This is a genomic window from Achromobacter sp. NCFB-sbj8-Ac1-l (genome assembly GCF_052695805.1).
The window spans coordinates 969014-993354 of sequence record NZ_CP199812.1 but is presented as its reverse complement, the minus strand read 5'-3'; the positions used below and the strand labels follow the sequence as shown (position 1 = coordinate 993354).

Annotated in this window: 17 protein-coding genes; 12 read left to right on the top strand and 5 right to left on the bottom strand. The window is 67.0% G+C overall.

Features of this window, described 5'->3' with window-relative positions:
• Positions 1 to 89 precede the first annotated feature (89 nt).
• The 6 genes from uvrA to ACUDP5_RS04620 all read left to right on the top strand — a co-directional run bounded on the left by uvrA (position 90) and on the right by ACUDP5_RS04620 (position 11874).
• Positions 90 to 5855 (top strand): excinuclease ABC subunit UvrA, encoded by a 5766-nt coding sequence (gene uvrA / locus ACUDP5_RS04645; protein ID WP_445658247.1) that lies wholly within the window; start codon positions 90 to 92, stop codon positions 5853 to 5855.
• 8 nt (positions 5856 to 5863) lie between these two features.
• Positions 5864 to 7000 carry an aminodeoxychorismate synthase component I gene (locus tag ACUDP5_RS04640; RefSeq protein WP_445658246.1) on the top strand — a complete coding sequence of 379 codons (1137 nt, stop codon included), beginning with the start codon at positions 5864 to 5866 and terminating at the stop codon, positions 6998 to 7000.
• 67 nt (positions 7001 to 7067) lie between these two features.
• Positions 7068 to 7700 carry an aminotransferase class IV family protein gene (locus tag ACUDP5_RS04635; protein ID WP_445658245.1) on the top strand — a complete coding sequence of 211 codons (633 nt, stop codon included), beginning with the start codon at positions 7068 to 7070 and terminating at the stop codon, positions 7698 to 7700.
• Between the two features lie 100 nt (positions 7701 to 7800).
• Positions 7801 to 8322: a sigma-70 family RNA polymerase sigma factor gene (locus ACUDP5_RS04630; protein ID WP_263913965.1), complete on the top strand. Its 522-nt coding sequence runs from the start codon at positions 7801 to 7803 to the stop codon at positions 8320 to 8322.
• Positions 8319 to 9299 (top strand): FecR domain-containing protein, encoded by a 981-nt coding sequence (locus ACUDP5_RS04625; protein ID WP_445658244.1) that lies wholly within the window; start codon positions 8319 to 8321, stop codon positions 9297 to 9299. Before ACUDP5_RS04630 ends, ACUDP5_RS04625 begins: the two co-directional genes overlap by 4 nt.
• Positions 9300 to 9480: 181 nt before the next feature.
• Positions 9481 to 11874: a TonB-dependent siderophore receptor gene (locus ACUDP5_RS04620; protein WP_445658243.1), complete on the top strand. Its 2394-nt coding sequence runs from the start codon at positions 9481 to 9483 to the stop codon at positions 11872 to 11874.
• 86 nt (positions 11875 to 11960) lie between these two features.
• On the opposite strand, the gene ACUDP5_RS04615 is transcribed toward ACUDP5_RS04620, so the two are convergent.
• Complete coding sequence (locus ACUDP5_RS04615) at positions 11961 to 12863, bottom strand: LysR family transcriptional regulator (protein ID WP_445658242.1); 903 nt, start codon at positions 12861 to 12863, stop codon at positions 11961 to 11963.
• 157 nt (positions 12864 to 13020) lie between these two features.
• Between ACUDP5_RS04615 and ACUDP5_RS04610 the strand changes: the two genes are divergently transcribed.
• The 3 genes from ACUDP5_RS04610 (at position 13021) to ACUDP5_RS04600 (ending at position 15166) form a co-directional block, all read left to right on the top strand.
• On the top strand, positions 13021 to 14256 hold the full coding sequence (locus ACUDP5_RS04610) for an aromatic ring-hydroxylating dioxygenase subunit alpha (protein WP_445658241.1): 1236 nt from the start codon (positions 13021 to 13023) through the stop codon (positions 14254 to 14256).
• Between the two features lie 2 nt (positions 14257 to 14258).
• Positions 14259 to 14732, top strand: coding sequence for an aromatic-ring-hydroxylating dioxygenase subunit beta (locus ACUDP5_RS04605; protein ID WP_445658240.1), 474 nt, complete (start codon positions 14259 to 14261; stop codon positions 14730 to 14732).
• A 122-nt stretch (positions 14733 to 14854) separates the two neighbouring features.
• Entirely contained in the window at positions 14855 to 15166 is a 312-nt protein-coding gene (locus ACUDP5_RS04600; protein WP_263913957.1) for a non-heme iron oxygenase ferredoxin subunit, read from the top strand.
• Between the two features lie 53 nt (positions 15167 to 15219).
• On the opposite strand, the gene ACUDP5_RS04595 is transcribed toward ACUDP5_RS04600, so the two are convergent.
• The 4 genes from ACUDP5_RS04595 to ACUDP5_RS04580 all read right to left on the bottom strand — a co-directional run bounded on the left by ACUDP5_RS04595 (position 15220) and on the right by ACUDP5_RS04580 (position 21254).
• Positions 15220 to 16050 (bottom strand): tRNA threonylcarbamoyladenosine dehydratase, encoded by an 831-nt coding sequence (locus ACUDP5_RS04595; protein ID WP_445659130.1) that lies wholly within the window; start codon positions 16048 to 16050, stop codon positions 15220 to 15222.
• Between the two features lie 635 nt (positions 16051 to 16685).
• Positions 16686 to 18107, bottom strand: coding sequence for an efflux transporter outer membrane subunit (locus tag ACUDP5_RS04590; protein ID WP_263913954.1), 1422 nt, complete (start codon positions 18105 to 18107; stop codon positions 16686 to 16688).
• A 5-nt stretch (positions 18108 to 18112) separates the two neighbouring features.
• The gene (locus ACUDP5_RS04585) at positions 18113 to 20071 is read right to left on the bottom strand and encodes a MacB family efflux pump subunit (RefSeq protein ID WP_445658239.1); all 1959 of its coding nucleotides are present in this window, start codon (positions 20069 to 20071) and stop codon (positions 18113 to 18115) included.
• Position 20072: 1 nt separating this feature from the next.
• Positions 20073 to 21254, bottom strand: coding sequence for an efflux RND transporter periplasmic adaptor subunit (locus ACUDP5_RS04580; RefSeq protein WP_263913950.1), 1182 nt, complete (start codon positions 21252 to 21254; stop codon positions 20073 to 20075).
• A gap of 417 nt (positions 21255 to 21671) precedes the next feature.
• Between ACUDP5_RS04580 and ACUDP5_RS04575 the strand changes: the two genes are divergently transcribed.
• The 3 genes from ACUDP5_RS04575 to pdxH all read left to right on the top strand — a co-directional run bounded on the left by ACUDP5_RS04575 (position 21672) and on the right by pdxH (position 24302).
• Positions 21672 to 22880, top strand: coding sequence for an MFS transporter (locus ACUDP5_RS04575; RefSeq protein WP_445658238.1), 1209 nt, complete (start codon positions 21672 to 21674; stop codon positions 22878 to 22880).
• A 2-nt stretch (positions 22881 to 22882) separates the two neighbouring features.
• Positions 22883 to 23545: a gamma-glutamylcyclotransferase gene (locus ACUDP5_RS04570; protein ID WP_263913949.1), complete on the top strand. Its 663-nt coding sequence runs from the start codon at positions 22883 to 22885 to the stop codon at positions 23543 to 23545.
• 127 nt (positions 23546 to 23672) lie between these two features.
• Positions 23673 to 24302: a pyridoxamine 5'-phosphate oxidase gene (gene pdxH / locus ACUDP5_RS04565; protein WP_445658237.1), complete on the top strand. Its 630-nt coding sequence runs from the start codon at positions 23673 to 23675 to the stop codon at positions 24300 to 24302.
• The last annotated feature ends 39 nt before the right edge of the window (positions 24303 to 24341 follow it).

Genomic DNA, 24341 nt, shown 5'->3' with positions numbered 1-24341 from the left:
TATAGGCAATTATTCCACATCGCCGCGTCCGGAACCAGCGACAGGTCGTCGTCCCGGCGGGCACCCTCCCTCAGGCTACGATACCGTCCATGAGCTCCCAAATTCGCATCGTTGGCGCCCGCCAGAACAATCTCAAGAACCTGGACCTGACCATCGCCACCGGCGAATTGGTTGTCGTGACCGGCGTATCGGGGTCCGGCAAAAGTTCGCTGGCCTTCGACACCCTGTACGCCGAGGGACAGCGCCGCTACGTGGAAACCTTCTCGCCCTATGCGCGCCAGTTCCTGGATCGCATGGACAAGCCGCAGGTGGACCGCATCGAAGGCATCTTGCCGGCCATCGCCATCGACCAGACCAACCCGGTGCGCAGCTCGCGCAGCACGGTCGGCACGATGACCGAGCTGAACGACCACGTGAAGCTGCTGTTCGCGCGCGGCGCCCGGCTGCACTGCCGCGGCTGCGGCAAGGTGGTGCGGCGCGACACGCCCGATTCCATCTACCACTCGCTGGCCGAACGCTCGGCGGTGGCTGGCGACCCGCGGCTGGTGGTGACCTTCCCCATCGCCGTGCCCGCCAACTTCACCGAAGACGAAGTGCGCGGCTTCCTGGAGCAGCAGGGCTACACCCGCGTGCACGCCGAGGAAACCGCCGTGCCGCGCGCCACGGCCGCGGCCAAGGGCGCCAAGAAGGAAAAAGGCAAAGGCAAGGCCAAGTCCGACACCGACGAACGCCGCATCCTGCATGTCATCCAGGACCGCTTCCGCTTTGCCGGCACCGAACGCGAACGCGTGATGGAAGCGCTGGACACCGCGCTGCGCATGGGCGCGGGCCACCTGGCCGTCTATGTGATGGACGCCGAGGGCGCCGACGCCGACATCTGGAAATACAGCGACCGCCTGCACTGCGCCGACTGCAACATCGAATACACCGACCCGCTGCCCAGCAGCTTCTCGTTCAATTCGCCGCTGGGCGCCTGCGAGGCCTGCCGCGGCTTCGGCCGCGTGATCGGCATCGACTTCGGCCTAGTCATCCCCGACGAAAACAAGACCCTGCTCGAAGGGGCCATCAAGCCCTGGACCACGCCGTCGTACAAGGAATGCCAGGACGAGCTGCAGAAGTACGCGCCGCGCGCCGGCATCCCGCTGGGGGTGCCCTGGAAGAGCATGAGCGAAGAGCACAAGCGCTGGGTGCTCTACGGCACGCCCGACTGGAAGGGCGGCAACGATGCCTGGAAGCACCAGTGGTACGGCGTGCAGCGCTTTTTCGATTGGCTCGAAACCAAGTCGTACAAGATGCACGTGCGCGTGCTGCTGTCGAAATACCGCAGCTACACGCCCTGCCCCACCTGCAATGGCGCGCGCCTCAAGCCCGACGCGCTGCTGTGGCGCCTGGGCACCAAGGAAGAAGCCGACACCGTGCTGCCGCCCGACGACGGCCGCTACAAGCGTTTCATGCCGGTGGGCGCCAACTGGACCCGCCCGCAGCTGGACGCCATGGACGGCCTGTCGGTGCATGACGTCATGCTGCTGCCCATCGAGCGCGTGCGCACGTTCTTCGACACGCTGTCGTTCTCGGGCGCGCTGGACGCGGCCACCGATCTGCTCATGACCGAAGTGCGCGCCCGCCTGAAGTTCCTGTGCGATGTCGGCCTGGGCTACCTGACGCTGGACCGCCAAAGCCGCACGCTGTCCGGCGGCGAGGTGCAGCGCATCAACCTGACCACCGCGCTGGGCACGTCGCTGGTGAACACGCTGTTCGTGCTGGACGAGCCGTCCATCGGCCTGCACCCGCGCGACATGCACCGCGTGGTCGAAGTGATGCACCGGCTGCGCAACGCCGGCAACACGCTGGTGGTGGTCGAACACGACCCGCAGGTCATGGTGGCGGCCGACCGTATCATCGACATCGGCCCCGGCCCGGGCGAACGCGGCGGCAACATCGTGTTCGACGGCACGCCGGCGCAATTGCGCGCGGCCAACACGCTGACGGGCAACTACCTGGGCGGCCGCCAGCGCGTCGAAGCGCCGCGCCCCATGCCGGTCGCGGCCAATACGCCGCGCCTGCTGCTCGAAGGCGTCAGCGCGCACAACCTGAAGAACGTCTCGGTCGAACTGCCGCTGGGCCGGCTGGTCTGCGTGACCGGCGTGTCCGGCTCGGGCAAGTCCACGCTGGTGCAGGACGTGCTGTACCCGGCCCTGCTCAAGCAGAAGGGCAAGCCGTCCGAAGCGCCGGGCGCGTTCGAACGCCTGCTGGGCGCCGAACAGATCGCCGACGTCGTGATGGTGGACCAGACCCCCATCGGCAAGACCGCGCGGTCCAACCCGGCCAGCTACGTGGGCGCGTTCGACGCGATCCGCAAGCTGTTCGCCCAGGCCCCGCTGGCGCGTGAACGCGCCTACACCGCGGGCACCTTCAGCTTCAACGGCGGCGACGGCCGCTGCCCCACGTGCGGCGGCACCGGCTTCGAACACGTCGAAATGCAATTCCTGTCCGACGTGTACCTGCGTTGCCCCGACTGCGACGGCAAGCGCTTCCGCCCCGAAGTGCTGGAAGTGCGCGTGGAACACCTGGGCAAGAGCGCCTCGATCGACGAGGTGCTGGAAATGACCGTCAGCGAGGCGCTGGAATTCTTCAAGGGCCTGCGCGACGTGCAGACGGGCCTGGCGCCGCTGGCCGACGTGGGGCTGGAATACGTGCGGCTGGGCCAGCCCGTGCCGACCCTGTCCGGCGGCGAGGCGCAGCGGCTCAAGCTGGCCGGCCACCTGGCCGAGGCCGCGCGCAGCGGCATCTCGACGGCCAAGGTCGCCAAGAAGGGCAGCCTGTTCCTGTTCGACGAACCCACCACCGGCCTGCACTTCGACGACGTGGCGCGCCTGATGCGCGCCTTCCGCAAGCTGCTGGCCGCCGGCCACACGCTGCTGGTCATCGAGCACAACCTGGACGTGATCCGCGCGGCCGACTGGCTGATCGACCTGGGCCCCGAAGGCGGCGACGCCGGCGGCCTGGTGCTGGGCGTGGGCACGCCGCAGGACCTGATGGCCAACCCGGCCTCGCACACCGGCGCCGCGCTGCGCGACTACGAAGTCAGCATCCTGCCGGCCGACGTGGTGGTGACCAGCGATGCCGACGCCCAGGAAGTCGAACAGGCCGGCCTGACCGCCCGCATCGCCGAACCGGCCGCCGCCTATGGCGCCGGCGAAGGCACGCCGCTGCAGTCGGTGATGCGCAAGCGCCGCCAGGACAATATGTCCATCGAGATCCGCAATGCGCGCGAGCACAACCTGAAGAACATCAGCGTCGAGATTCCGCGCGACAAGTTCACGGTGATCACCGGCGTGTCGGGGTCGGGCAAGTCGACCCTGGCCTTCGACATCCTGTTCAACGAGGGCCAGCGCCGCTACCTGGAATCGCTCAACGCCTACGCCCGCGCCATCGTGCAGCCGGCCGGCAAGCCCGACGTGGACGCCATCTTCGGCATTCCGCCCACGGTGGCGATCGAACAGCGCACCAGCCGCGGCGGCCGCAAGTCGACCGTGGCCACGATGACCGAGATCCACCACTTCCTGCGCCTGCTGTATGTGAAGCTGGGCACGCAGTACTGCCCCGACTGCAACGTGGCGGTGGAACCGCAGAACACCGACCAGATCGTGGCGCGCCTGCTGCGCGACCACAAGGGCGAGCACATCGGCCTCCTGGCGCCGCTGGTCACCGCGCGCAAGGGCTACTACACCGACCTGGCCAAGTGGGCCGGGTCCAAGGGCCATACGCACCTGCGGGTCGACGGCGAGTTCATTCCCGTCGCGCCGTGGCCGCGCCTGGACCGCTACAAGGAACACACCATCGAACTGCCGGTGGCCGACGTGGTGGTCGATCCCGCCAACGAGGCCGACCTGCGCGCCGCGGTCAAGAGCGCGCTGGAAAACGGCCAGGGCGTGATGTCGGTGGTCTGGCCGGTGAACAAGCTGCACGAAGCGCTGAACAGCGAATTGCAGCAGCAGCACTTCTCGGTCAAGCGCGCCTGCCCGTCTTGCGGCACCAGCTTCCCTGAGCCCGATCCGCGCCTGTTCTCGTACAACTCCAAGCACGGCTGGTGCACCGGCTGCTACGGCACCGGCCTGCAACTGCAAGGCTTCGACGAAGAACAGACCGGCGAGGAAACCGCCTGGAACGCCTGGTACGAAGGCGAGGCCAAGGTCTGCACCCAGTGCGACGGCCAGCGCCTGAACCGCGTGGCGCGCGCGGTGCGCTGGCGCGACAAGTCCATCGCGGAACTGGCCTCGCTGCCGGTGTCGGACGCGCACACCTTCTTTACCGGACTGGTGGCGCGCGGCCGCGAAGGCGAGATCGCCCGCGACATCCTCACCGAAATCCGCGGCCGCCTGAATTTCATGCAGGAAGTGGGCCTGAACTACCTGGCGCTGGACCGCGCCGCGCCGACGCTCTCGGGCGGTGAAGCACAGCGCATCCGCCTGGCGGCGCAACTGGGGTCCAACCTGCAGGGCGTCTGCTACGTGCTGGACGAACCCACCATCGGCCTGCACCCGCGCGACAACCGCATCCTGCTCGACGCGCTGGCGCGCCTGGAAGACAACGGCAACACGCTGGTGGTGGTCGAGCATGACGACGACACCATCCGCCGCGCCTCGCACATTATCGATATCGGTCCGGGCGCGGGTGTGCGCGGCGGCCGCGTGGTGGCGCAAGGCACGGCCCAGGACCTGATGGACGCCCCCGAGTCCGTCACCGGCCGCTACCTGGCCAAGCCGCTGCAGCACCCGCTGCAAGGCCGCCGCCCGGTCGAGGCCGACACGCCCATGATCGAGATCAGGGGCGCACGCCTGCACAACCTGCGCAGCGTCGACGCCAAGATTCCGGTGGGCCGCCTGAGCGTCGTCACCGGCGTGTCCGGCTCGGGCAAATCGACCCTGGCGCGCGAAGTGCTGCTGGACAACCTGATGCAGGCCGTCTCGCAGGGCAAGGCGCCCGGCTGGGCCGGCTGCGAAAGCATCAAGGGCTGGGAAGCGATCGACCGCGTGCTGGAAGTGGACCAGACCCCCATCGGCAAGACGCCGCGCTCGTGCCCGGCCACCTACGTCGGGTTCTGGGACGACGTGCGCAAGCAGTTCGCCGATACCCGCGAGGCCCGCATGCGCGGCTGGACGGCGGCGCGCTTCTCGTTCAATACCGGCGACGGCCGCTGCCCGATCTGCGAAGGCCAGGGCATGCGCACCATCGAAATGAACTTCCTGCCCGACGTGAAGGTGCCGTGCGATGCCTGCAACGGCGCACGCTTCAACAACGACACGCTCAGCGTGCAGATGCGCGGCAAGAACGCGGGCGAACTGCTGGCCATGGAAGTGGACGACGCCATCGGCTATTTCGCGGCGCACCCGAAGATCCACCGCCCCCTGCAACTGATGCAGGACGTCGGCCTGGGTTACCTGACGCTGGGGCAGCCGTCGCCCACGCTGTCCGGCGGCGAGGCCCAGCGCATCAAGCTGGTGACCGAGCTGTCCAAGGCGCGCCTGACCGACGGCCTGATCAAGACTGGCCGCGCCTCGCGCATTCCGCACACGCTGTACGTGCTGGACGAACCGACGGTGGGCCTGTCGATGGCCGACGTGGAAAAGCTGATCCACGTGCTGCATCGCCTGGTCGAAGCCGGCAACACCGTGGTGGTCATCGAGCATAATCTCGACGTCATCGCCGAAGCCGACTGGCTGCTGGACCTGGGCCCCGAAGGCGGCACGGGCGGCGGCAAGCTGGTGGGCCAGGGGTCGCCGGAACACGTCATGGCCCAAAGCGCCCAATCGCACACCGGACGGGTCCTGACGGAGTTCCTCGCACAACAATAAAGAGCGTCATGCATTGTCGTTTTGAAGACCGGCTGGCCGGCCGCGCCCTGCGGCTGGACGGCCTGCGGGCCCGCATCGAGGCGCGCGCGGCGGCCGAGGTCGGCCCCGCGCTGGCCGCCGTCGACGCGGCCCGCCACCAGGGCCATTGGGTGGCCCTGCTGCTGGATTACGAACTGGGGGAATGGCTGCTGCCCGAGGCCACCCGGCCCGCGCCCGCCGGCCCCTGGACGCCGCCGCGCGACGACGGCGCAGCGCGCCTGACCGCGCTGGTGTTCGAACGCAAGATCGACGAAGCGCCCTGGGACGCCCCCGCGGCCGACAGCGCCCCCGGCGCCCTCAGCATTCCGGCGCCGCGCCTGCGGGAAGCCGATTACGTGCGCCAGATCGACGCCATCCGCGGCCTGATCGCCGACGGCGAGCTCTACCAGGTCAACTACACCCAGCCGCTGGACCTGCAATACCAGGGCGACGCGGCCACGCTGTACCGCCGCATCGCCGCGCGCAATCCCGTCGCGCACGCCGCCTTCATCCAGGACGGCGCGCGCACGGTGCTGTCGTTTTCGCCCGAATTGTTCGTGGCCCGCCGCGGCCCGCAGCTGACCACCCGGCCCATGAAAGGCACGGCACCGCGCCACGCCGACCCGGCCGAAGATGCCCGGCTGGGCCAGGCGCTGCTGGCGAGCGACAAGAACCGCGCCGAAAACCTGATGATCGTCGACCTGCTGCGCAACGACCTGGGCCGCCTGGCCGAGCCGGGTTCGGTCAAGGTCGATGCCCTGTTCTCGCTGGAACGCTACCCCACCGTCTGGACCATGACGTCGACCGTGTCGGCCCAGGCGCCCGGCGCCACGCTGGAAGACGTGCTGCGCGCGCTGTTCCCCTGTGGTTCCATCACCGGCGCCCCCAAGGTGGCCGCCATGCGCCGCATCCGCCAGATGGAAGCCGCGCCGCGTGGCCTGTATTGCGGCAGCATCGGCTGGCTGGCGCCCGATGGCGATTTCTCGCTGAACGTGGCGATCCGCACCCTGGTGCTGGATGCCGCGGGCCACGGGGTCTACAGCGTGGGCGGCGGCATCGTCCACGATTCGGATCCGGCCGAGGAATGGCAGGAATGCCACTGGAAGGCCCGCATCCTGCGCGCGTAAAGCCGCAACCCGCGCCAGCAGTAGTAGGATAGAGCGCGGCCCCGTCCGCCATTACCCAGGAGCCCCCATGCAACCCGAACTGATCGAGACCATCCTGGTCGATGCCGAACGCCGCGTGCCGCTCTTGACGCGCCACCTGCACCGGCTGGAACAGTCCTGCAAGGCGCTGGGCTACACCTGGGGCGGGCGCACGGTCGAAAGCGACATCATGATCGCGGCACTCAGCCTGGTGACCCCGGGTGCCCACCGCCTGCGTCTGCTGGTCGCGCGCGACGGCAGCCGTCATATCCAGACCGCCGTGCTGCCGCCCCTGCCCGCCGTGCAGGAAATCATGCTGGCGCCCGAGGCCCTGCGCTCGTCCGAACCGCTGCTGCGCTACAAGACCACTTACCGCCCCTGGTACACCAAGACCATCGAATGGCTGCCCGCGCATCCGCATATTTTCGACCTGGTCTACCTGAACGAACGCGGCGAACTGTGCGAAGGCAGCCGCAGCAACGTCTACCTGCGGCTGGACGGCGATTGGTACACCCCGCCCGAAGACAGCGGCTGCCTGCCGGGCGTGCAACGGGCCGAACTGTTGGATAACGGCAACGTGACCGAACGCGTCCTGACCCTGGCCGATCTGCACGCCGCCGACGAGATCCGCCTGTCCAACGCCCTGCGCGGTTGGTTCGACGTGACGCTGCGCGAAGCCTGACGCCGCCGGGCGCGGGACAGCGCCGATTGCCAAACCGGCAAGGCTGACGAATAATTGATACTCATTCTTATCTATTGTTCGGCGTCGGCAGCGTCCCATCGTGTTTCCTCCCTCTTGCACGGCCTCCCCCAACGTAGCAACCCTCTATAGCGACCACCACGGCTGGCTGCAGGAATGGCTGCGCCGGCGGCTGGGCAATGCCTTCGATGCCGCCGACCTGGCGCAGGACACCTTCCTGCGGGTGCTGCGCACGCTGGAACCCATCCGCGAACCGCGCGCCTACCTGACCACCATCGCCCACGGCCTGGTGGTGAACCACTGGCGCCGCCAGGACCTGGAACGCGCCTACCGCGAAACGCTGGCCACGGTGTCCGACACCCTGGCCCCGTCGCCCGAGGAAGGCGCGCTGCTGCTCGAAGCCCTGTGCGAGCTGGACGCGCTGCTGAACCAGCTGAACCCCAAGGCCCGCGCGGCCTTCCTGCTGGCGCACCTGGACGGCTACACCTACCTGGAGATCGCGGCGCGGCTCGACGTGTCCGAACGCATGGTCAAGAAGTACATGGCGCAGGCGATGCTGCACTGCCTGACCGCTGACCAGGCCATGGGACTGGCCACGCCATGAGCGCCACGGGCGCGCCGCCCAGTTTCCAGGTGCTGCAGCAGGCAGCCGAATGGTTCGCCGTGCTGGGCGCGCCGGCCGTCGATGCCCAGGCGCACCAACGCTGGCGGCAGTGGCATGACGCCGATCCGGCCCATCAACTGGCCTGGCGCCAGGTCGAGGCGATCAGCGGCAAGTTCCTGAACCTTCCCGGCGGCAACAAGCCCATGGCCCATCGGCTGCTGGACGCCGCCGCGGCCGGCCAGGCGCGCCGCCGCCAGGCACTGAAGATGCTGACGCTGCTGTGTGGCGTCGGCCTGGGCAGCTGGGGCGCGTCGCAAGCCGTGCCCTGGCGGCGCTGGACGGCCACGCACCATACCGCCCTGGCCGAACGCCGCGAGGTCCGGCTGGCCGATGGCGGCCGCGTCTGGCTCAATACCGACAGCGCGATCGACGTGGACTACGGCCCCGACCTGCGCCGCATCCGCCTGGTGGCCGGCGAAATCCTGGTCACCACCGCGCCCGACACCCAGACACCCGTGCGGCCCTTCGTGGTCGATACCGCCCAGGCCCGGCTGCGGGCGCTGGGCACCCGCTACAGCGTCTACCAGGAAGACGACGCCAGCGTCGTCGCGGTGTTTGACGGCGCGGTGCAGGTCGAACCGGTGACGCTGGGCGTGGCGGGCGGCATCCTGCATGCCGGCCAGCAGGCCCGCATCACGCGGGCCGGCAACGTCGTTGCCGAACCCGCGGCCCTGGCCCGCCGTTCGTGGGTCGACGGGCTGATCGTTGCCGAAAACATGCGGTTGGGCGACTTCGCGGCGGAACTGTCGCGCTACCGGCGCGGACACCTGGGCTGCGACCCCGCGATTGCGGACCTGCGCATCGTGGGCACCTATGCCACCGCGGACACCGACCAGGTGCTGGCGACCCTGGAAAACACGCTGCCCGTGCGCGTGCGCCGGACGCTGCCGTGGTGGGTGGTGCTGGAAGGCCGCTAAGGGGCCGAAAAAAGGGCCGAAAAAAGCCGACAAGAAACGGCGACAAAGGGGCCGACAGATTCGAGGCCGGCCGATTCTTTTTGCGCAAAGGCGTCGCCGAGGTTCCCTTTTTCGCGTCGTGGATTGGCATACGGGGTGCAACCACCCATTTCTCCCTTCCAGACCGGGCCGTACCATGCACATGCCTTCCCCTTCCCGCCGACGCGCCGCCGTCCGCCTGCCCGCCGCCACGGCCGCCGCCGCACTAATCGGCCTGGCCCTGCCCGGCGCGGCCCCCGCCCAGACGCCAAACGCTGCCCAGGCCGCCGCCGAGCGCGACTACGACATTCCGCCCGGCGACCTGAGCCGGGTGTTGACCGAATTCGCCATGCAAGCGGGTATCCAGGTGTCGATCGAAGCGTCGCTGACCGCCGGGCGGCAGAGCCCGGGCGTGCGCGGGCGGCAATCGGCGTGGTCGGGACTGAACGCGATCCTGGCTGGTACCGGCCTGCAGCCGATGCGCAGCGGCAACGCCTACACCGCGCGCCCCGTGCCGAATGCCGACGCGGTCACGCTGCCCAACATCACAGTACGCGGCAACGCCACCGCCGCCTTGCAACAGGAAGGTCTGGCCAGCGACGGCTACCGGGCGTCCAGCGTATCGGCCGCCGGTGCGCTGGGCGGCATGGAGCTGCGCAACGCGCCCTATTCGTTCAGCGTCGTCACCCGCGAGCTGCTGCAGAACGTGCAGGCGCAGACGCCCGACGACGTCTACAAGATCAACCCGGCAACGCTGACACAGACACCGCAGTTGAGCGGCTGGGCGCCGATGGTCAAGATTCGCGGCTTCAACAGCTATGACCGCGCGGAAGACGGCCTGCGCCACGCCTACGGCTTTGCCGCCTCGCTGGAAGACAAGGAACGCGTCGAAGTGCTGAGCGGGCTGTCCGGCTTTCTGTACGGCGCGGCCTCGCCCGGCGGCATGATCAATTACGTCAACAAACGCCCCACCCCGGACCGGTACAACAGCATCACCGTGGGCACCTATGGCGCCAGCCAAGCCTACGTTCATGGCGACTTCGGCGGCCCGTTCGACGACAACGGCAAGGTCGGCTACCGCGTCAACCTTGTCCGCCAGAATGGCGATACCGCCGTGGACGACCAGAAGATCGATCGCACCCTGGCAAGCCTGGCCCTGGATTTCAACGTGACCGATCGCTTCAAGATCGAGTTGGGCGCCTCATACAGCGACTACAAGATGACGTCGCCCACGGCTTACTGGTTTGTCCGCGACGGGATATCCCGCCCCAAGGCCCCGGATTCCAGCAAGGACTGGAGCCAACCGTGGATCCGCGACGAGACCGAAAGCCGTAAATGGATGGCTCGCATGACCTATGAGGCCAGCGATCACCTAACGGTACGCGTCGCCCATCTGCGCGAATACCAGGACCGGCCCGTCCAGTACCACACGATGAACACGCTGCGTTCGTCCAGCGAATACGCGCAATTGCGGCAGAAAGTCGGTGCGACCAGCACCGAGTCCGAAGCCTGGCAGGCGCTGGCAGACATTTCTTTCGACACCGGACCGATCGGCCACAAGGTCACCATGGGCTATTACGGCTACATGGACAAGCAATGGCAAACCACGTATTTTCCCAACACCGGCTACGTCGGCCCGTACGGCCTGGTCTCGCCCACGCACGTGCCGGAACCGCAATGGCCGTCCGATGCGTCGGAAAGAACGTACTACGCCAGCCGCATCCGCAACGACAATTTCATGATCGGTGACCTGATCCGGTTGAACGAACAATGGTCTGCGCTGGTGGGCGTGAACCGCAGCACCATCAAGGCCATGGAGCGTGACCAGGACGGCAACGCGGGCCAACCGGATTACGATCGCGGCCGCAATTCGCCCAACGCGTCGTTGATCTTCACGCCAACCCCTTGGCTGACGACCTACGCAACCTACATCGAAGGCCTGGAACAAGGCGGCGTTGCACCGGACGAAGCCGTCAACCGCGGGCAGGTGCTGTCGCCCATGCGCAGCAAGCAACGCGAACTGGGCGTGAAGGCCGAGTTGGGCGGTGTGCTGGTCAGCGGCGCGCTGTTCGACATCGAAAAAGCCTACGAGTACTCCAACAACGCCAATGTCTACGTACAGGACGGCGTCCAGCGCCATCGCGGCGCCGAAGTCTCGGCGGTGGGCAAGGTGACCGATGCCTGGACCGTGATGGGCGGCGTGACGATGCTCACGGCCCGTGTAGAAGGCAGCGCCAACGACGGCAACGCTCCGATCAACGTGCCCAAGCTGACGGCCAAACTGTATTCGGAGTACGCGCTGCCCTTCGCACCGGGCCTGAGCCTGACTGGCGGGGTCTACTACGTCGGCAAGCAGTGGGCCACTAACACCAACACCAGCCGGCTGCCGTCGTACACCACCTTCGACCTGGGTCTGCGCTACGCGACCAAGGTCACCGGTCGACCGGTGACGCTGCGCCTGAATGTCAACAACGTAGCCGACCGCAGTTATTGGCTCAACAGCTACTACCTGGGCAGCCCGCGCAGCGTTGCGCTGTCGGCGCAGATGCAGTTCTGAGCGCCTGGCGGAACGCGCGCGGCGCGCGCGTTCCGGACTGAGACCTGTCCCTCGGTCAGGCCCTGGACTTATCAGACCTGCACAGCCTAATCCGCGAACTGCTCCACCACCACCTGCCGCAGCCATTGATTGGCCGGCTCGCGGTGGTTGCGCGCATGCCAGAAGACGTTGATGACGGACTCCGGGATCTTCACCGGACAGGGCGCGGTGGCCAGGCCGAACGGCTTGCAGGCGCAATCGGCAAAGCGCTGCGGCACCACCGCGATCATGTCGGTGGCCTGCAACACCGGCCCCACCGCCATGAAGTGCGGCACCGTCAGCCGCAGGCGGCGGCGGATGCCGGCGCGCTCGATGACCTGGTCCACCACGCCGTGCCCGGTGCCTTCGGACACGATGGCAACGTGCTCGGCCGCGCGGAACTGCTTGGCCGACACCCCGCCGCGCGCCAGCGGATGGTCCTGCCGGAAGATGCACACATAGGGCTGGCGAAACAACCGCCGCTGAAAGAAGCCTTGCTTTAAACCCGGCAGAAAGCCCATCGCCAGGTCGATCCGCCCGCGCTCCATTTCGTCCTTCACGTCGATCGACGTCGTGCGCACGGTGCGGATGGTGACGCCCGGCGCCGCCGCATCCAGCGCCCGCATCAGCCGCGGCAGAAAGTAGGTTTCGCCCACGTCGTTGACGCCGATGACAAAGGCCCGCTCGCTCTGCGCCGGGTCGAACAAGGCCCGTGCGTTCAATGTGCCGTGCAACGCGGCCAGCGCATCGGCAATGGGCTGCGCCAGCGCTTCGGCGTAGGGCGTGGGCACCATGCCGCGCGAGGTCCGCAGGAACAATTCGTCGCCCAACAGCTTGCGCAGCCGGCCCAGCGCGTTGCTGACTCCGGGCTGCGAGATACCCAGGTTGCGCGCCACCGCCGACACCCGGCCGTGCTTGCACAACTCGTTGAAGACGACCAGCAGGTTCAGGTCCATGTCTTGCAGGTTCATGCGCTTGTCTCCACCAATATTGATTCTGGTGATTGTTGTCATCAGCCAGATTCTATTTATTTATTTCATGCCCTGGCCGAAGATGCAACAAACGCCGCGCCCATGTCGCGCGGCCCCCGCCCGGCCGCACGACGGCCACGGATGAAGGAGACAAACCATGCAACCCTGGCCCACCGACGGCACCCACCGCATTCCCTTCGGCGTCTACACCGACGCCGCGCTGCACCAGAAAGAACTGGACCGCTTTTTCTACCGCGGCCACTGGAACTACGTCGGCCTGGAAGCGGAAATCCCCAACCCAGGCGACTTCAAGCGCACCGCGGTTGGCGAGCGCTCCGTCATCCTATTGCGCGACAACGACGGCCAGGTGCGAGTGGTGGAAAACGTCTGCGCCCACCGCGGCGTGCAGTTCTGCCGCGAACGCTCGGGCAACCGCAGCGAATTCGTCTGTCCCTATCACCAGTGGAACTACGACCTGCAAGGCAACCTGATCGGCGTGCCCTTTCGCCGCGGCGTCAAGCAGGAGGGCCGCATCAACGGCGGCATGCCGCCCGATTTCAAGCCCGAGGAACACGGCCTGACCAAACTGGCTGTGGCCTGTCGCAACGGCGTCGTCTTCGCCTCGTTCGACCCCGACGTCGAGCCGCTGGAAGACTACCTGGGCCCCGACATCCTGCACTACTTCGACCGCGTCTTCGACGGCCGCCAGTTGGTGATCCACGGCTACAGCCGCCAGCGTATTCCCGGCAACTGGAAGCTGATGCAGGAGAACATCAAGGACCCCTACCACCCCGGCCTGCTCCACACCTGGTTCGTCACCTTCGGCCTGTGGCGGGCCGACAACCGTTCCGAACTGAAAATGGACCGCCACTTGCGCCACGCCGCCATGATCTCGACGCGCGGCCAGGGCGGCAAGGGCAGCGTCACCAGCGGCGTCTCCAGCTTCAAGGAACAGATGTCGCTGAACGACGACCGCTTTCTGGACATCGTCCCCGAACCCTGGTGGAACGGCCCCACGGCGGTGCTGATGACGCTGTTTCCCTGCGTCATCATCCAGCAGCAGGTCAACTCGCTGTCGACCCGCCACATCCAGCCCGTCGGCCACGACGCCTTCGATTTCGTCTGGACGCACTTCGGCTTCGCCGACGACACGCCCGAGATGACCCAACGTCGCCTGCGCCAGGCCAACCTGTTCGGCCCCGCCGGTTTCGTGTCGGCGGACGACGGCGAGGTGATCGAGTTCTCGCAATCCGGCTTCCAGCAAAAGCCCTGGCACCGCAGCGTGGCCGAACTGGGCGGCAAGACCGCCGAGAACACCGACCATATGGTGACCGAAACGCTGATCCGCGGCATGTACGCCTACTGGCGCCGCGTGATGGAAGAGGAGGCCTGACGATGCTGGAATTTCCGCTGTACTACGCGCTGACCCGGCTGTACACCGACTACGCCGCCGCGCTGGACGCCGAACAATGGGACCGGTGGCCGGACTTCTTCCTGGAAGACTGCACCTACAAAGTGCTGCCCCGCGAAAACCACGAACGCGGCTACCCCCTGGCCACCATGGCCTTCGAAAGCCGCGGCATGCTGCGCGACCGCATCTACGGCGCCACCGACACCATCTTCCACGACCCCTACTACCAACGCCACGTGGTCGGCACGCCCCGCGTCCTGTCGGTCGCGGGCGACCGGATCGAATCCGAAGCCAACTACGCCGTCTTCCGCACCAAGCCCAACCAGCTGACGACGGTCTTCAACGTCGGCCGCTACCTGGACGTCATCCGCCAGACGCCCGACGGCCTGAAATTCGAATCCAGGCTATGCATCTTCGACAGCGAGCTGATTCCGAATTCGTTGATCTATCCCATCTGACCAAAAAGGTGGCGCATCGCTCGCCGGCCCCTGTCGGCGGGCGCCCCAAATCCCACTCCCCAGGCAGGCAACATCGCGCGCCCGCCTGCGGCTTGCCCCAATCCTGACGAGGACACCGCAACATGACAACGCAATGGATAAAGGCCATCCCGCTGGCCGACATACCCGATGAAGACGTGATCGCCGTCCAGGCCGGCGACCACGAAATCGCGCTCTACGGCGTCGAAGGCGCCGTCTACGCCACCGCCAACCTCTGTACCCACGGCAACGCCCGCCTGTGCGACGGCTTCCTGACCGGCCACGAAATCGAATGCCCGCTGCACCAGGGCCGGTTCGACGTCAGAGACGGCCGCGCCCTCTGTTCGCCGCTACGCGACAACATCGCGACCTACCCCGTCAGAATCGAAGACGGCATGGTGTTCGTGGCGCTGTAGCAAGACAGCCGAACCATCCCATGCCCAAGGCGGCGCCCCACTGGCGCCGCCAATCAGCCCAACGCCAAACGCAAGGCTTCATTGGCCGCCGCCATCCCCATGGCGGCCGTCACGGTCACGACAGACCCATACCCCGCACAAGACAACCCCTGCGGCGCAGCCGCTTGCGCGGACACCCCCATGTCGTCTTCCATCTCGCCCGCCCGCGTCCATTCATCCGGCAAGATCGCCGGCTGATCGAACCACAGCGCATGCACCCCCATCTTGGGCACCCGCTTCAAGGCCTTGCCGTTCTTGTCCGACGCCCGAGCAAATCCATGCTCGCGCCGCAGCTTGTTGCGCAACTTGGACAACAACGCATCATTGACCGCCGCCGACAGATCCCCCGCCCGCAGCGCCAACGGGTCCGTCTTGCCCCCCGCCCCGCCACACAGCAGCATGGGCACACCCAACGCCCGCGCATGCAAGATCATCGCAATCTTGGCCGCCGCCTGATCAGTACAGTCAATGATGACGGTATAAGGCCCAGGCAAGACCTCGCCGACATTCTCAGGCGACACAAAGTCATCCACCCGCGTCAACCGACACGCCGGATTGATCCCCAACACCCGCTCGGCCATGGCATCCACCTTGGACTGCCCCACGGTCTCGGTCAGCGCATGAATCTGCCGATTGACGTTGGACTCCGCAATATGGTCCAGATCAATCAGGGTCAACGCCCCGATCCCACAACGCGCAAGCGCCTCAACCGTCCACGAGCCAACCCCACCCAGGCCGGCAACGGCAATGTGCGCGTCTTGAAAACGTCTGGGAGCATCAGGCCCGTACAGGCGTGACAGGCTGGAGAAGCGGCGGTCGAGGTCGACGGAATCGAGGGTGTTCATGAGAGATATTTTATATGGCCGCCAAACCCGCCCCATGCCGGCCAGGCGGACGGCCTTGCGAGGAATACCCACCATCACGCGCAATCCCATGCCGTGCCCCCCCGCTCGTGCCCTTCTATCGGCGCGGATGCCGTGGCGTTCAACATGAATGTGCAGCGCCCGATGGGCGGCGCGCGAGACGGTCAACACGAGCAGCCCGATCTCTGCCGCGCCGCCCATCACCGCCCCACCCCCAACCGTGCGGAACCACTAGAAACGCAATCACCACCAGCGCGAAGCGCCACCGCCACACAGTCAGCAACACGAATGCCAAACGTGGCCGCCCGCGCGGCCGCGGCTTGGCGGCCCTGCAAATTTCATTCCCTGCACACGGGTCTAGCAGCGCGACGAACGTCGACACACGTAGCCCCTGGCGGCGGTGGCTTGCGGAGTGGGCAACCTCGATGCGCCCGAGGGAATCCGTAGGGAGCCGAAGGCGGACGAGGATGACGAAGGGGAAGTCCGGCGCCCGCGCGCCGGACCGCAATCGTGGGCGCCCACTCCGCAAGCCACCGCCGCCAGGGGCGACCTACGAAGAACCACCCTCACGCAAGCACCAACGCTCCAGCAAACCAAACACCACAAAAGTAGAAAAACTACTCCACATTCGTAGCAGAAACAGAATCATCCCCACCGAGCGCCTGATAAACCTTCACCTGATTAACCAACCGATTCAACACATTCTCATCCCGAGCCATCTCCGCCCCCCGCCGCTTCTCCTGCGCATCCAACCAGAACCGCAACGACACAGACCCCGCCCGATAACGAACTTCATACAGCCGCTCAGCCTCCCGAGCCGCCTTCAACGATGCCTCAAGCTGCTCCCCCTGCACCCGCAGCTGCGTCCGATTCGACAACGCATTTTCCACATCCGCCATCGCCTGATACAGCGCTTGCCTGAACGTCACCACCCGCTCATCGAACTCCGTCCGCGAAATCTTCAGGTTCAACCCCAGCCGATTCCACTGCAAGAACGGCAACGTCACCGCCGTCGTCAACGCCCCCACCGGATTTTGCAGAATGTTCGACAGCGTCGGGCTGCTCGTTCCCAACGAGCCTGTCAGCGTCAGCGTCGGATAGAAACTTGCCCGCGCCGCGTCCACATTCGACAACGCCTCGCGCAGCCGCAGTTCAGCCGCCCGCAGATCCGGCCGGCGTCCCAGCAGCTCTGCCGGCACCCCTGCCCGCGCCTGCGGCAGCGGATATTGCGGCAGCCGCGGCGGATCTGCCATCGTGCGGTCCGGCGGGCCGTCGAACAGGATCGCCAGCGCATTCACGTATTCCACACGTTGCTGCACCAACAGCGCATGCGCCGCCTGCTGGCTGGCCACCGTCTGCTCCGCTTCCGCCACTTCCAGCGCCGACGCCCCACCCGCCGCATATTGCGCCCGCACCAGGTCCTGCGTCCTGCGTGCATACGCAATGCTTTCCAGGCTGCTCGCGATGCGTTGATTGATGAACGCCGTCTGCCAATACAGCGTCGCCGTCGTGCCCACCAGCGACAGCGCCGAACTCTGGCGGTCCTGCTCGGTAGCCAGCGCTTCCCAGTCCGCCGCATCGCGCTGGCGCGACAGCTTGCCCCACAGGTCCACCTCGTAGCCGATCGACAGTTCCGTGCCGTTCGCGCGGGTGATTGCGCGGTCGCCGTAGAAATTGCGTGAGCGGGTCACGCTGGCGTTGCCCGTCAGTTGCGGAATCAGCTGGTCTTCGGCCAGGCCCGCCTGGTATTGCGCCCGGCGCACCCGGATCGCCGCCGCGGCCAGGTCGTTGTTGCGCGCCAGCGCGCCTTCCACCAGCCCGTTCAACACCGGGTCATTGAAATTGCGCCACCACGCCCCGCCAACCGCCAGCGCCGCGGCCGGCGCCATCGGGGCTGCCGCATCGGACGCATAGGTCCAGGCCGCCGGGGCGCGCGTCTCGGGCGCCTGGTACTCGGTCTTGAGCAGGCCGCCGCAGCCCGACAGGGCCAGCGCCAAGGCCAGCGCGGCGGGTTTGCAGATCAGGGAAACAGCTTTCATCGTCCTCATTCCCGGGCCAAGGCCTCGACGGGATCCAGGCGCGCCGCATTGCGCGCCGGTAAATAGCCGAATAGCACGCCGATCAGCGTCGAACACGTGAACGCCGCCACCATCGACGCCGTCGAATAGATCATGCGGAACGAGCCGCCCGTGGCTTTCGCCACCAGCACGCCCAGGCCCAGCGACAGCGCAATGCCCACTGCCCCGCCGATCAGGCACACCAGCACCGCCTCGATCAGGAACTGCTGCATGATGTCGCTGCGGCGCGCGCCCACCGCCATGCGCACCCCGATTTCCCGGGTGCGCTCGGTGACCGACACCAGCATGATGTTCATCACCCCGATGCCGCCCACCATCAGCGAAATCAGCGCAATCAGCGACACCAGCAGCGTCATCGTCGCCGTCGTGCGTTCGATCGTCTTGCGGATCGCGTCCGTGTTGAACACGAAGAAATCCTTCACCACATGGCGGCGCATCAGCACCCGCGTGATCGCCTGCTCGGCCGCGGCCGGCGGCGACGCGTCGTTCACGCGCACCGTGATGCTCTTCAGGTGTTGCTGGCCCAGCACGCGCGACAGCGCCGTGGTGTAGGGAATCCAGACGTTCAGCGTTTCGTTGTTGCCGAAGACCGTGTCGTTCTTCTTGGTCACGCCGATCACGCGGGCCGGCATCGCCCCCAGGAACACGATCTGGCCGATGGCATCGGTGTGCGAGCCGAACAGCGCCTTGCGGGTGCTTTCGTCGATCACCACTTCCTGCGCGCGGCGCGCCACGCTGGTGGCATCGAAGTACTTGCCCTGCGCCAGCTTGACATTGCGGACCCGGAAGTACTGTTCGCCCACGCCCTGGATCGAACCGTTCACCGCCACGTTGCGATAGCGCAGCGTGCTGCTGGTGGAGACTTCCGGCGTCACGCTGTCCACGTACGACTCGCGGGCCAGCGCATCGGCGTCGGCCGGCACCAGCGTGCGGATGTTGACGGCCTTTTCGTCGCCGAAGTCCTTGCCCGGAAACACCTCGACCGTATTGGTGCCGATCTCGCTGATGTCTTCCAGGATCTTCTGGCGCGAGCCCTCGCCCAGCGCCACCACCGACACCACTGCGGCGATGCCGATGATGATGCCCAGCATGGTCAACGACGTACGCAGGCGGTGCGCGTTCATGGCCAGCAGCGCCATGCGCAGGGCCTCGCCACAGCGGTCCAGGTAGGCCTGCCAGCTCGGTCGCGGCGGCAGCACGGCGGGTGCTTCGCGCTCGGCCTGGAGATGCGGCGCATCGGGGTTGCGCTTGTCCGACACGATCTCGCCGTCACTGATCTCGATGATGCGCTGCGCATGGCGCGCCACGTTCATGTCGTGCGTGACCAGGATGATGGTATGGCCGGCCGCGTTCAGTTCTTCCAGGATGCGCAGCACTTCCTGGCCTGTGTGCGTGTCCAGCGCGCCGGTCGGTTCGTCCGCCAGGATGATGTCGCCGCCGTTCATCAGCGCGCGGGCAATGCTCACGCGCTGCTGCTGGCCGCCCGACAGCTGCCCGGGGCGGTGGCCCGTGCGGTCGCCCAGGCCCAGGCGCCGCAACAGTTCTTCGGCGCGTTCCAGCCGCGCTTCGCGGCGCTTGCCGGCATAGACGGCCGGCACCTCGACGTTGCCCTGCGCCGTCAGGTCGGACAGCAGGTGGTAGCGCTGGAAAATGAAGCCGAAGTGTTCGCGGCGCAGTTCGGCCAGTTCGTCCGGGTCCAGCTCGCCGGTGCTGCGGCCGTCCACGCGATAGTCGCCACTGGTGGGCCGGTCCAGGCAGCCAAGGATGTTCATCAGGGTCGACTTGCCCGAGCCCGACGCGCCGACGATGGCCACCATTTCCCCGGCCTCGATGGTCAGGTTGATGTCCTTGAGCACGGCGATGGTCTGCTCGCCCGCGGGAAACTCGCGGCGAACCCCGGCCAGCGAAATGAGCGGTCCGGCCATCTCAGCGTCCTGCGGCGGCCACCGGCGCGGCGTCGGCCGACACCACGCGTTCGCCCACTTCCAGGCCTTCCAGCACCTGCGCCTGCACGTTGTTGTTCATGCCGATCTTGACCTGGCGGGTCTCGGTCTGGTTGTTCTTGTCCACCACCCGCACCGCGTAGCGGCCGTCTTCGCCGCGCTTGCCCAGGGCCGAGGCCGGCACCACCACCGCGTCGCGGGCCTCGCCCAGCACGATGGACACCTGCGCCGTCATGGAGATGCGCAGCTTTTCGTCAGGGTTGGGCACGTCGAACAGGCCGTTGTAATAGACGGCGGCGCTGGTGGAATTGGACCCGGACGACGTCAGCGACGCGGTGGCGTCGTCTTTCTGGATCGATTCGGGCGCCGGTTCCACCGCGCGCAGGGTGGCCTGGTAACGCTGATCGGGCTCGCCCAGGATGGTGAAGTACACCGGCAGGCCGGGCTTGACCCGGGTCACGTCGGCTTCGGAGATCTGCGCCTTGATGGTCATCGTGGCCACCTGGGCGACCTTGATGATGGTCGGCGCGCTCTGGAACGAGTTGACCGTCTGGCCTTCCTTGGTGACCACGGCGACCACGATGCCGTCGATGGGCGAGACGATGCGGGTGTAGCCCAGGTTGACCTTGGCGGTGTCCACCTGGATTTCGGCCTGCACGATCTGCGCGTCCAGCGACGAGATGTCGGCGCGGGTCACGCCCAGCGTGGCCTCGGCGGTTTCATAGGCCTCGCGCGAGCTGGCGTCGGCCGCCAGCATCTGGCGTTGCCGGCGGAAGGCCAGTTCGGCCTGCTTCAGGGTGGCGACCTTGGCGGCGCGCTCGGCCCGGCGGGTCTGCAAGGCGGCCTGGGCATTGCGCAGCTCGTTCTGCTGGGTCAGGTCGTCGATCTCGGCCACCAGCTGGCCCTTCTTGACGCGGTCGCCCAGCGCCACCTTCAGCGACTTGAGCTGGCCGGTGGCCTGCGCGCCGACGCTCACGCGTTCGATGGCGTCCATCGTGCCGCTGGCCAAAACGCTGTCTTCAAGGTTGCCGCGGGTGACTTCGGCCACGGCGAAGGTGGGCGGCGGCGGCGCCGAGAAAAAGGCGGCGCGCACGCCGTAGGCAATGATCAGGAGAACAACGGCGATGAGGACGTAGCGCCGGACTTTGCTGCGAGGCTTTTTCATTGAACCAGTTCAAATGGGGCGGCGGGGACATGGCCCGCCACTCGAATAACTAAAAACGGATCGGGCCGACGGCGCTTGCCCAGACTGCCTGCACATCCTAAACGGTGGATTGCGCCAAAAGGATGCCCAATCTGTGGCGAAAGGGTGAAAAACGGTAAAGCGGGCCAGACTTGGGCCGCTGCACCGAATGATTGTTCCGTTGCGTGAACGATACATCTGTTGCAGCGCACTCATGCAACCCGTGTAACCGAGCTTGCGGCGATCATGCCGCCATCTTTCCCCAACCCTGTCCGACTTGGCCGATAGATGGCGCCTATCCTGTCACCACTTCCCGAACATGAATACCGCAGTGCAAAAAAACCGCACCTCGACATAGCGCGACGTTCGGCACAGAATGAATGCAGTTAAGTCGTATCCGTGCCTACATCGCCCCCATCCCCCTCTTCACATCACGCCGCCCCGGAGTTTTCCGGGGCGGCGCTGTTGTGCGTGCTGGCCATGCTGAACCACGTGGCGCTCACCGGGGGACGGATCACCGTGTCCCTGACGGCGCTGCAGATGGGCCTGTCCACCTTCAAGGTGGGTACGCTGATCGCCGTGTTCGCCGTGCTGCCGATGCTGTTTTCGGTGCGCGCCGGCCGCTGGGTCGACCGGGTCGGCATCGTGCGCCCGCTGGTCACCGGTACCACGCTGGTGGTGATCGGAACCGCGCTGCCTTTCGTGTCGCAGACCCAGTTCGCATTGCTGATCGCGTCCTGTTCCATCGGCATCGGCTTCATGCTGCACCAAGTGGCCACGCAGGATCTGCTGGGCCACGCCGAACCCGCGCAGCGCCTGCGCAATTTCTCGTACATGTCGCTGGCCCTGGCGGGGTCGGGGTTTTCCGGGCCGCTGATCGCCGGCCTGGCGATCGACCACCTGGGCACTCGGCTGGCCTTCGGCCTGCTGACGCTGGGTCCGCTGCTCTCGGCCGCCGGGCTGTACACCTTGCGTCACCAATTGAAGGCGGTCGATTCGCTGCTGGCCGGCGCCAAGGAAGCCCAGCGCCGCCGCGTCACCGAACTGCTGGCCGTGCCGGCGCTGCGGCGCATCCTGATGGTCAATACCATTTTGTCCGGCGCCTGGGACACCCACTTGTTCGTGGTGCCCATCTTCGGCATCGCGATCGGCCTGTCGGCCACCACCATCGGTGTCATTCTTGCATCCTTCGCGGCGGCAACGTTCATCATCCGCCTGGTATTGCCGCTGATCCAGCGCCGCGTACGGTCGTGGACGCTGGTGCGGGTGGCCATGGCCACTGCCGCCATCGACTTCATGCTTTACCCGCTGTTCACCGACGTTAGCGTCCTGATCGTGCTGTCGTTCATCCTCGGGCTTGCGCTGGGGTGCTGCCAACCGAGTATGCTTTCACTGCTGCACCAGCACTCGCCACCGGGCCGCGCCGCCGAAGCCGTGGGGCTACGCATGGCCCTGATCAACGGTTCGCAGGTTTCGCTGCCGCTGACCTTCGGCGCGCTGGGTGCGGTCATCGGCGTGGCCCCGCTGTTCTGGGCCTATTCCGTGGCCCTGATGGCCGGCGGCTGGGCCAATCGCAACCCCCCGCTCGAATCTGACCGGAAACCGTAGTCGTGAACACGCAGTCCCCTTCCTCCGCTGCCGGCATTGCCGGCGCCAGCCTGCCCTTTCGCTTGTGGACGCCCGAAGAACGCCAGGCGTCGCTTGCCGCCGCGCTGCAACATTGGCAGGCCGGCGAGGACGTCTGGGTATATGGGTACGGATCCCTGGTCTGGCGCCCCGATTTCGCCTTCGAGGAACGCCGGCTGGCCACCCTGCATGGCCACCACCGGGCGCTGTGCCTGTGGTCTCGGGTCAATCGCGGCACGCCCGAATGCCCCGGACTGGTCTTCGGCCTGGACCGCGGCGGCTCGTGCCGCGGCGTGGTCTACCGCCTGGCGGGCAGCCAGGTGCCCACGTACTTCCCCGCCCTCTGGGACCGCGAGATGTCCACCGGCGCCTACCTGCCCCGCTGGCTCAACTGCACGACCGAGGCCGGCAGCGTCAAAGCGCTGGTATTTGTCATGAACCGCGCCAATCCCGCGTACATCCGCGCCCTGCCCGAGCCCGAGCTGCTGGCCATCGTGCGCCGCGCCGCCGGCCGCTACGGCCCCTGCACCGAATACGTGGTGCAGACGGCCCAGGCCCTGCGTGCGGCCGGCATCCACGACGCCCGCCTGGACGCCATCGCCCGCCGCCTCGAACAGGACGGCCGGCCCCTGCCAGAAGGCGCGTAGGCCGGCTGCCGGCCCGATTCGGCCCGCCCCGGGCCGGAAACTTGCCCAGACCCTGCGCGGGGTCAATAAGGGGGGCATCCCAGCGGCGGTATAAACTGCTTGTTATCAACGCTGAATCACACGCCCCATGTCTGTCTCAGATCTGCGTCAAAGCTACGACAAGAACGTGCTGCTGGAAAGCCAGGCCGCCGCCTCGCCGTTCGAGCAATTCACCCGCTGGTTCGACGAGGCCCTGGCCGCCAAGGTCCCCGAACCCAACGCCATGACCCTGGCCACGGTCGATGCCGCCGGCCAGCCCAGCGCCCGCATCGTCCTCATCAAGGGGTTCGACGAGCGCGGTTTCACGTTCTTCACCAATTACGAATCCCGCAAGGGCACCGACCTTGCGGCCGAGCCGCGCGCCTGCCTGCTGTTCTTCTGGCAGCCGCTGGAACGCCAGGTGCGCATCGAGGGCGTGGTGGAAAAGGTCGCGGCCGAGGAATCGGACGCCTACTACCACAGCCGCCCGGCCGGTTCGCGCATCGGCGCCTGGGCCTCGCGCCAGAGCCAGCCGATCACCCGCGCCGAGCTCGAAGCCCGCGAACTGGAATTCCGCGAACGCTACGGCGACCAGCCGCCGCGTCCGCCGCACTGGGGCGGTTACCGCCTCAAGCCCACTTCCCTGGAATTCTGGCAAGGCCGGCCCTCGCGCCTGCACGACCGCCTGCGCTATATCGCCGACGGCGCAGGCTGGAAGATCGAACGCCTGTCGCCTTGACGCCGCCGGGCGCCGTGCGCGGCGCCCGCTCCCTCCCTT

Coding starts and splice junctions, on each gene's coding strand:
- ACUDP5_RS04640 (WP_445658246.1), top strand. CDS start 5,864: ATGCATTGTCGTTTTGAAGACCGGCTGGCCGGCCGCGCCCTGCGGCTG.
- ACUDP5_RS04605 (WP_445658240.1), top strand. CDS start 14,259: ATGCTGGAATTTCCGCTGTACTACGCGCTGACCCGGCTGTACACCGAC.
- ACUDP5_RS04580 (WP_263913950.1), bottom strand. CDS start 21,254: ATGAAAAAGCCTCGCAGCAAAGTCCGGCGCTACGTCCTCATCGCCGTT.
- uvrA (WP_445658247.1), top strand. CDS start 90: ATGAGCTCCCAAATTCGCATCGTTGGCGCCCGCCAGAACAATCTCAAG.
- ACUDP5_RS04600 (WP_263913957.1), top strand. CDS start 14,855: ATGACAACGCAATGGATAAAGGCCATCCCGCTGGCCGACATACCCGAT.
- ACUDP5_RS04625 (WP_445658244.1), top strand. CDS start 8,319: ATGAGCGCCACGGGCGCGCCGCCCAGTTTCCAGGTGCTGCAGCAGGCA.
- ACUDP5_RS04610 (WP_445658241.1), top strand. CDS start 13,021: ATGCAACCCTGGCCCACCGACGGCACCCACCGCATTCCCTTCGGCGTC.
- ACUDP5_RS04620 (WP_445658243.1), top strand. CDS start 9,481: ATGCCTTCCCCTTCCCGCCGACGCGCCGCCGTCCGCCTGCCCGCCGCC.
- ACUDP5_RS04590 (WP_263913954.1), bottom strand. CDS start 18,107: ATGAAAGCTGTTTCCCTGATCTGCAAACCCGCCGCGCTGGCCTTGGCG.
- ACUDP5_RS04585 (WP_445658239.1), bottom strand. CDS start 20,071: ATGGCCGGACCGCTCATTTCGCTGGCCGGGGTTCGCCGCGAGTTTCCC.
- pdxH (WP_445658237.1), top strand. CDS start 23,673: ATGTCTGTCTCAGATCTGCGTCAAAGCTACGACAAGAACGTGCTGCTG.
- ACUDP5_RS04595 (WP_445659130.1), bottom strand. CDS start 16,050: ATGAACACCCTCGATTCCGTCGACCTCGACCGCCGCTTCTCCAGCCTG.
- ACUDP5_RS04635 (WP_445658245.1), top strand. CDS start 7,068: ATGCAACCCGAACTGATCGAGACCATCCTGGTCGATGCCGAACGCCGC.
- ACUDP5_RS04615 (WP_445658242.1), bottom strand. CDS start 12,863: ATGAACCTGCAAGACATGGACCTGAACCTGCTGGTCGTCTTCAACGAG.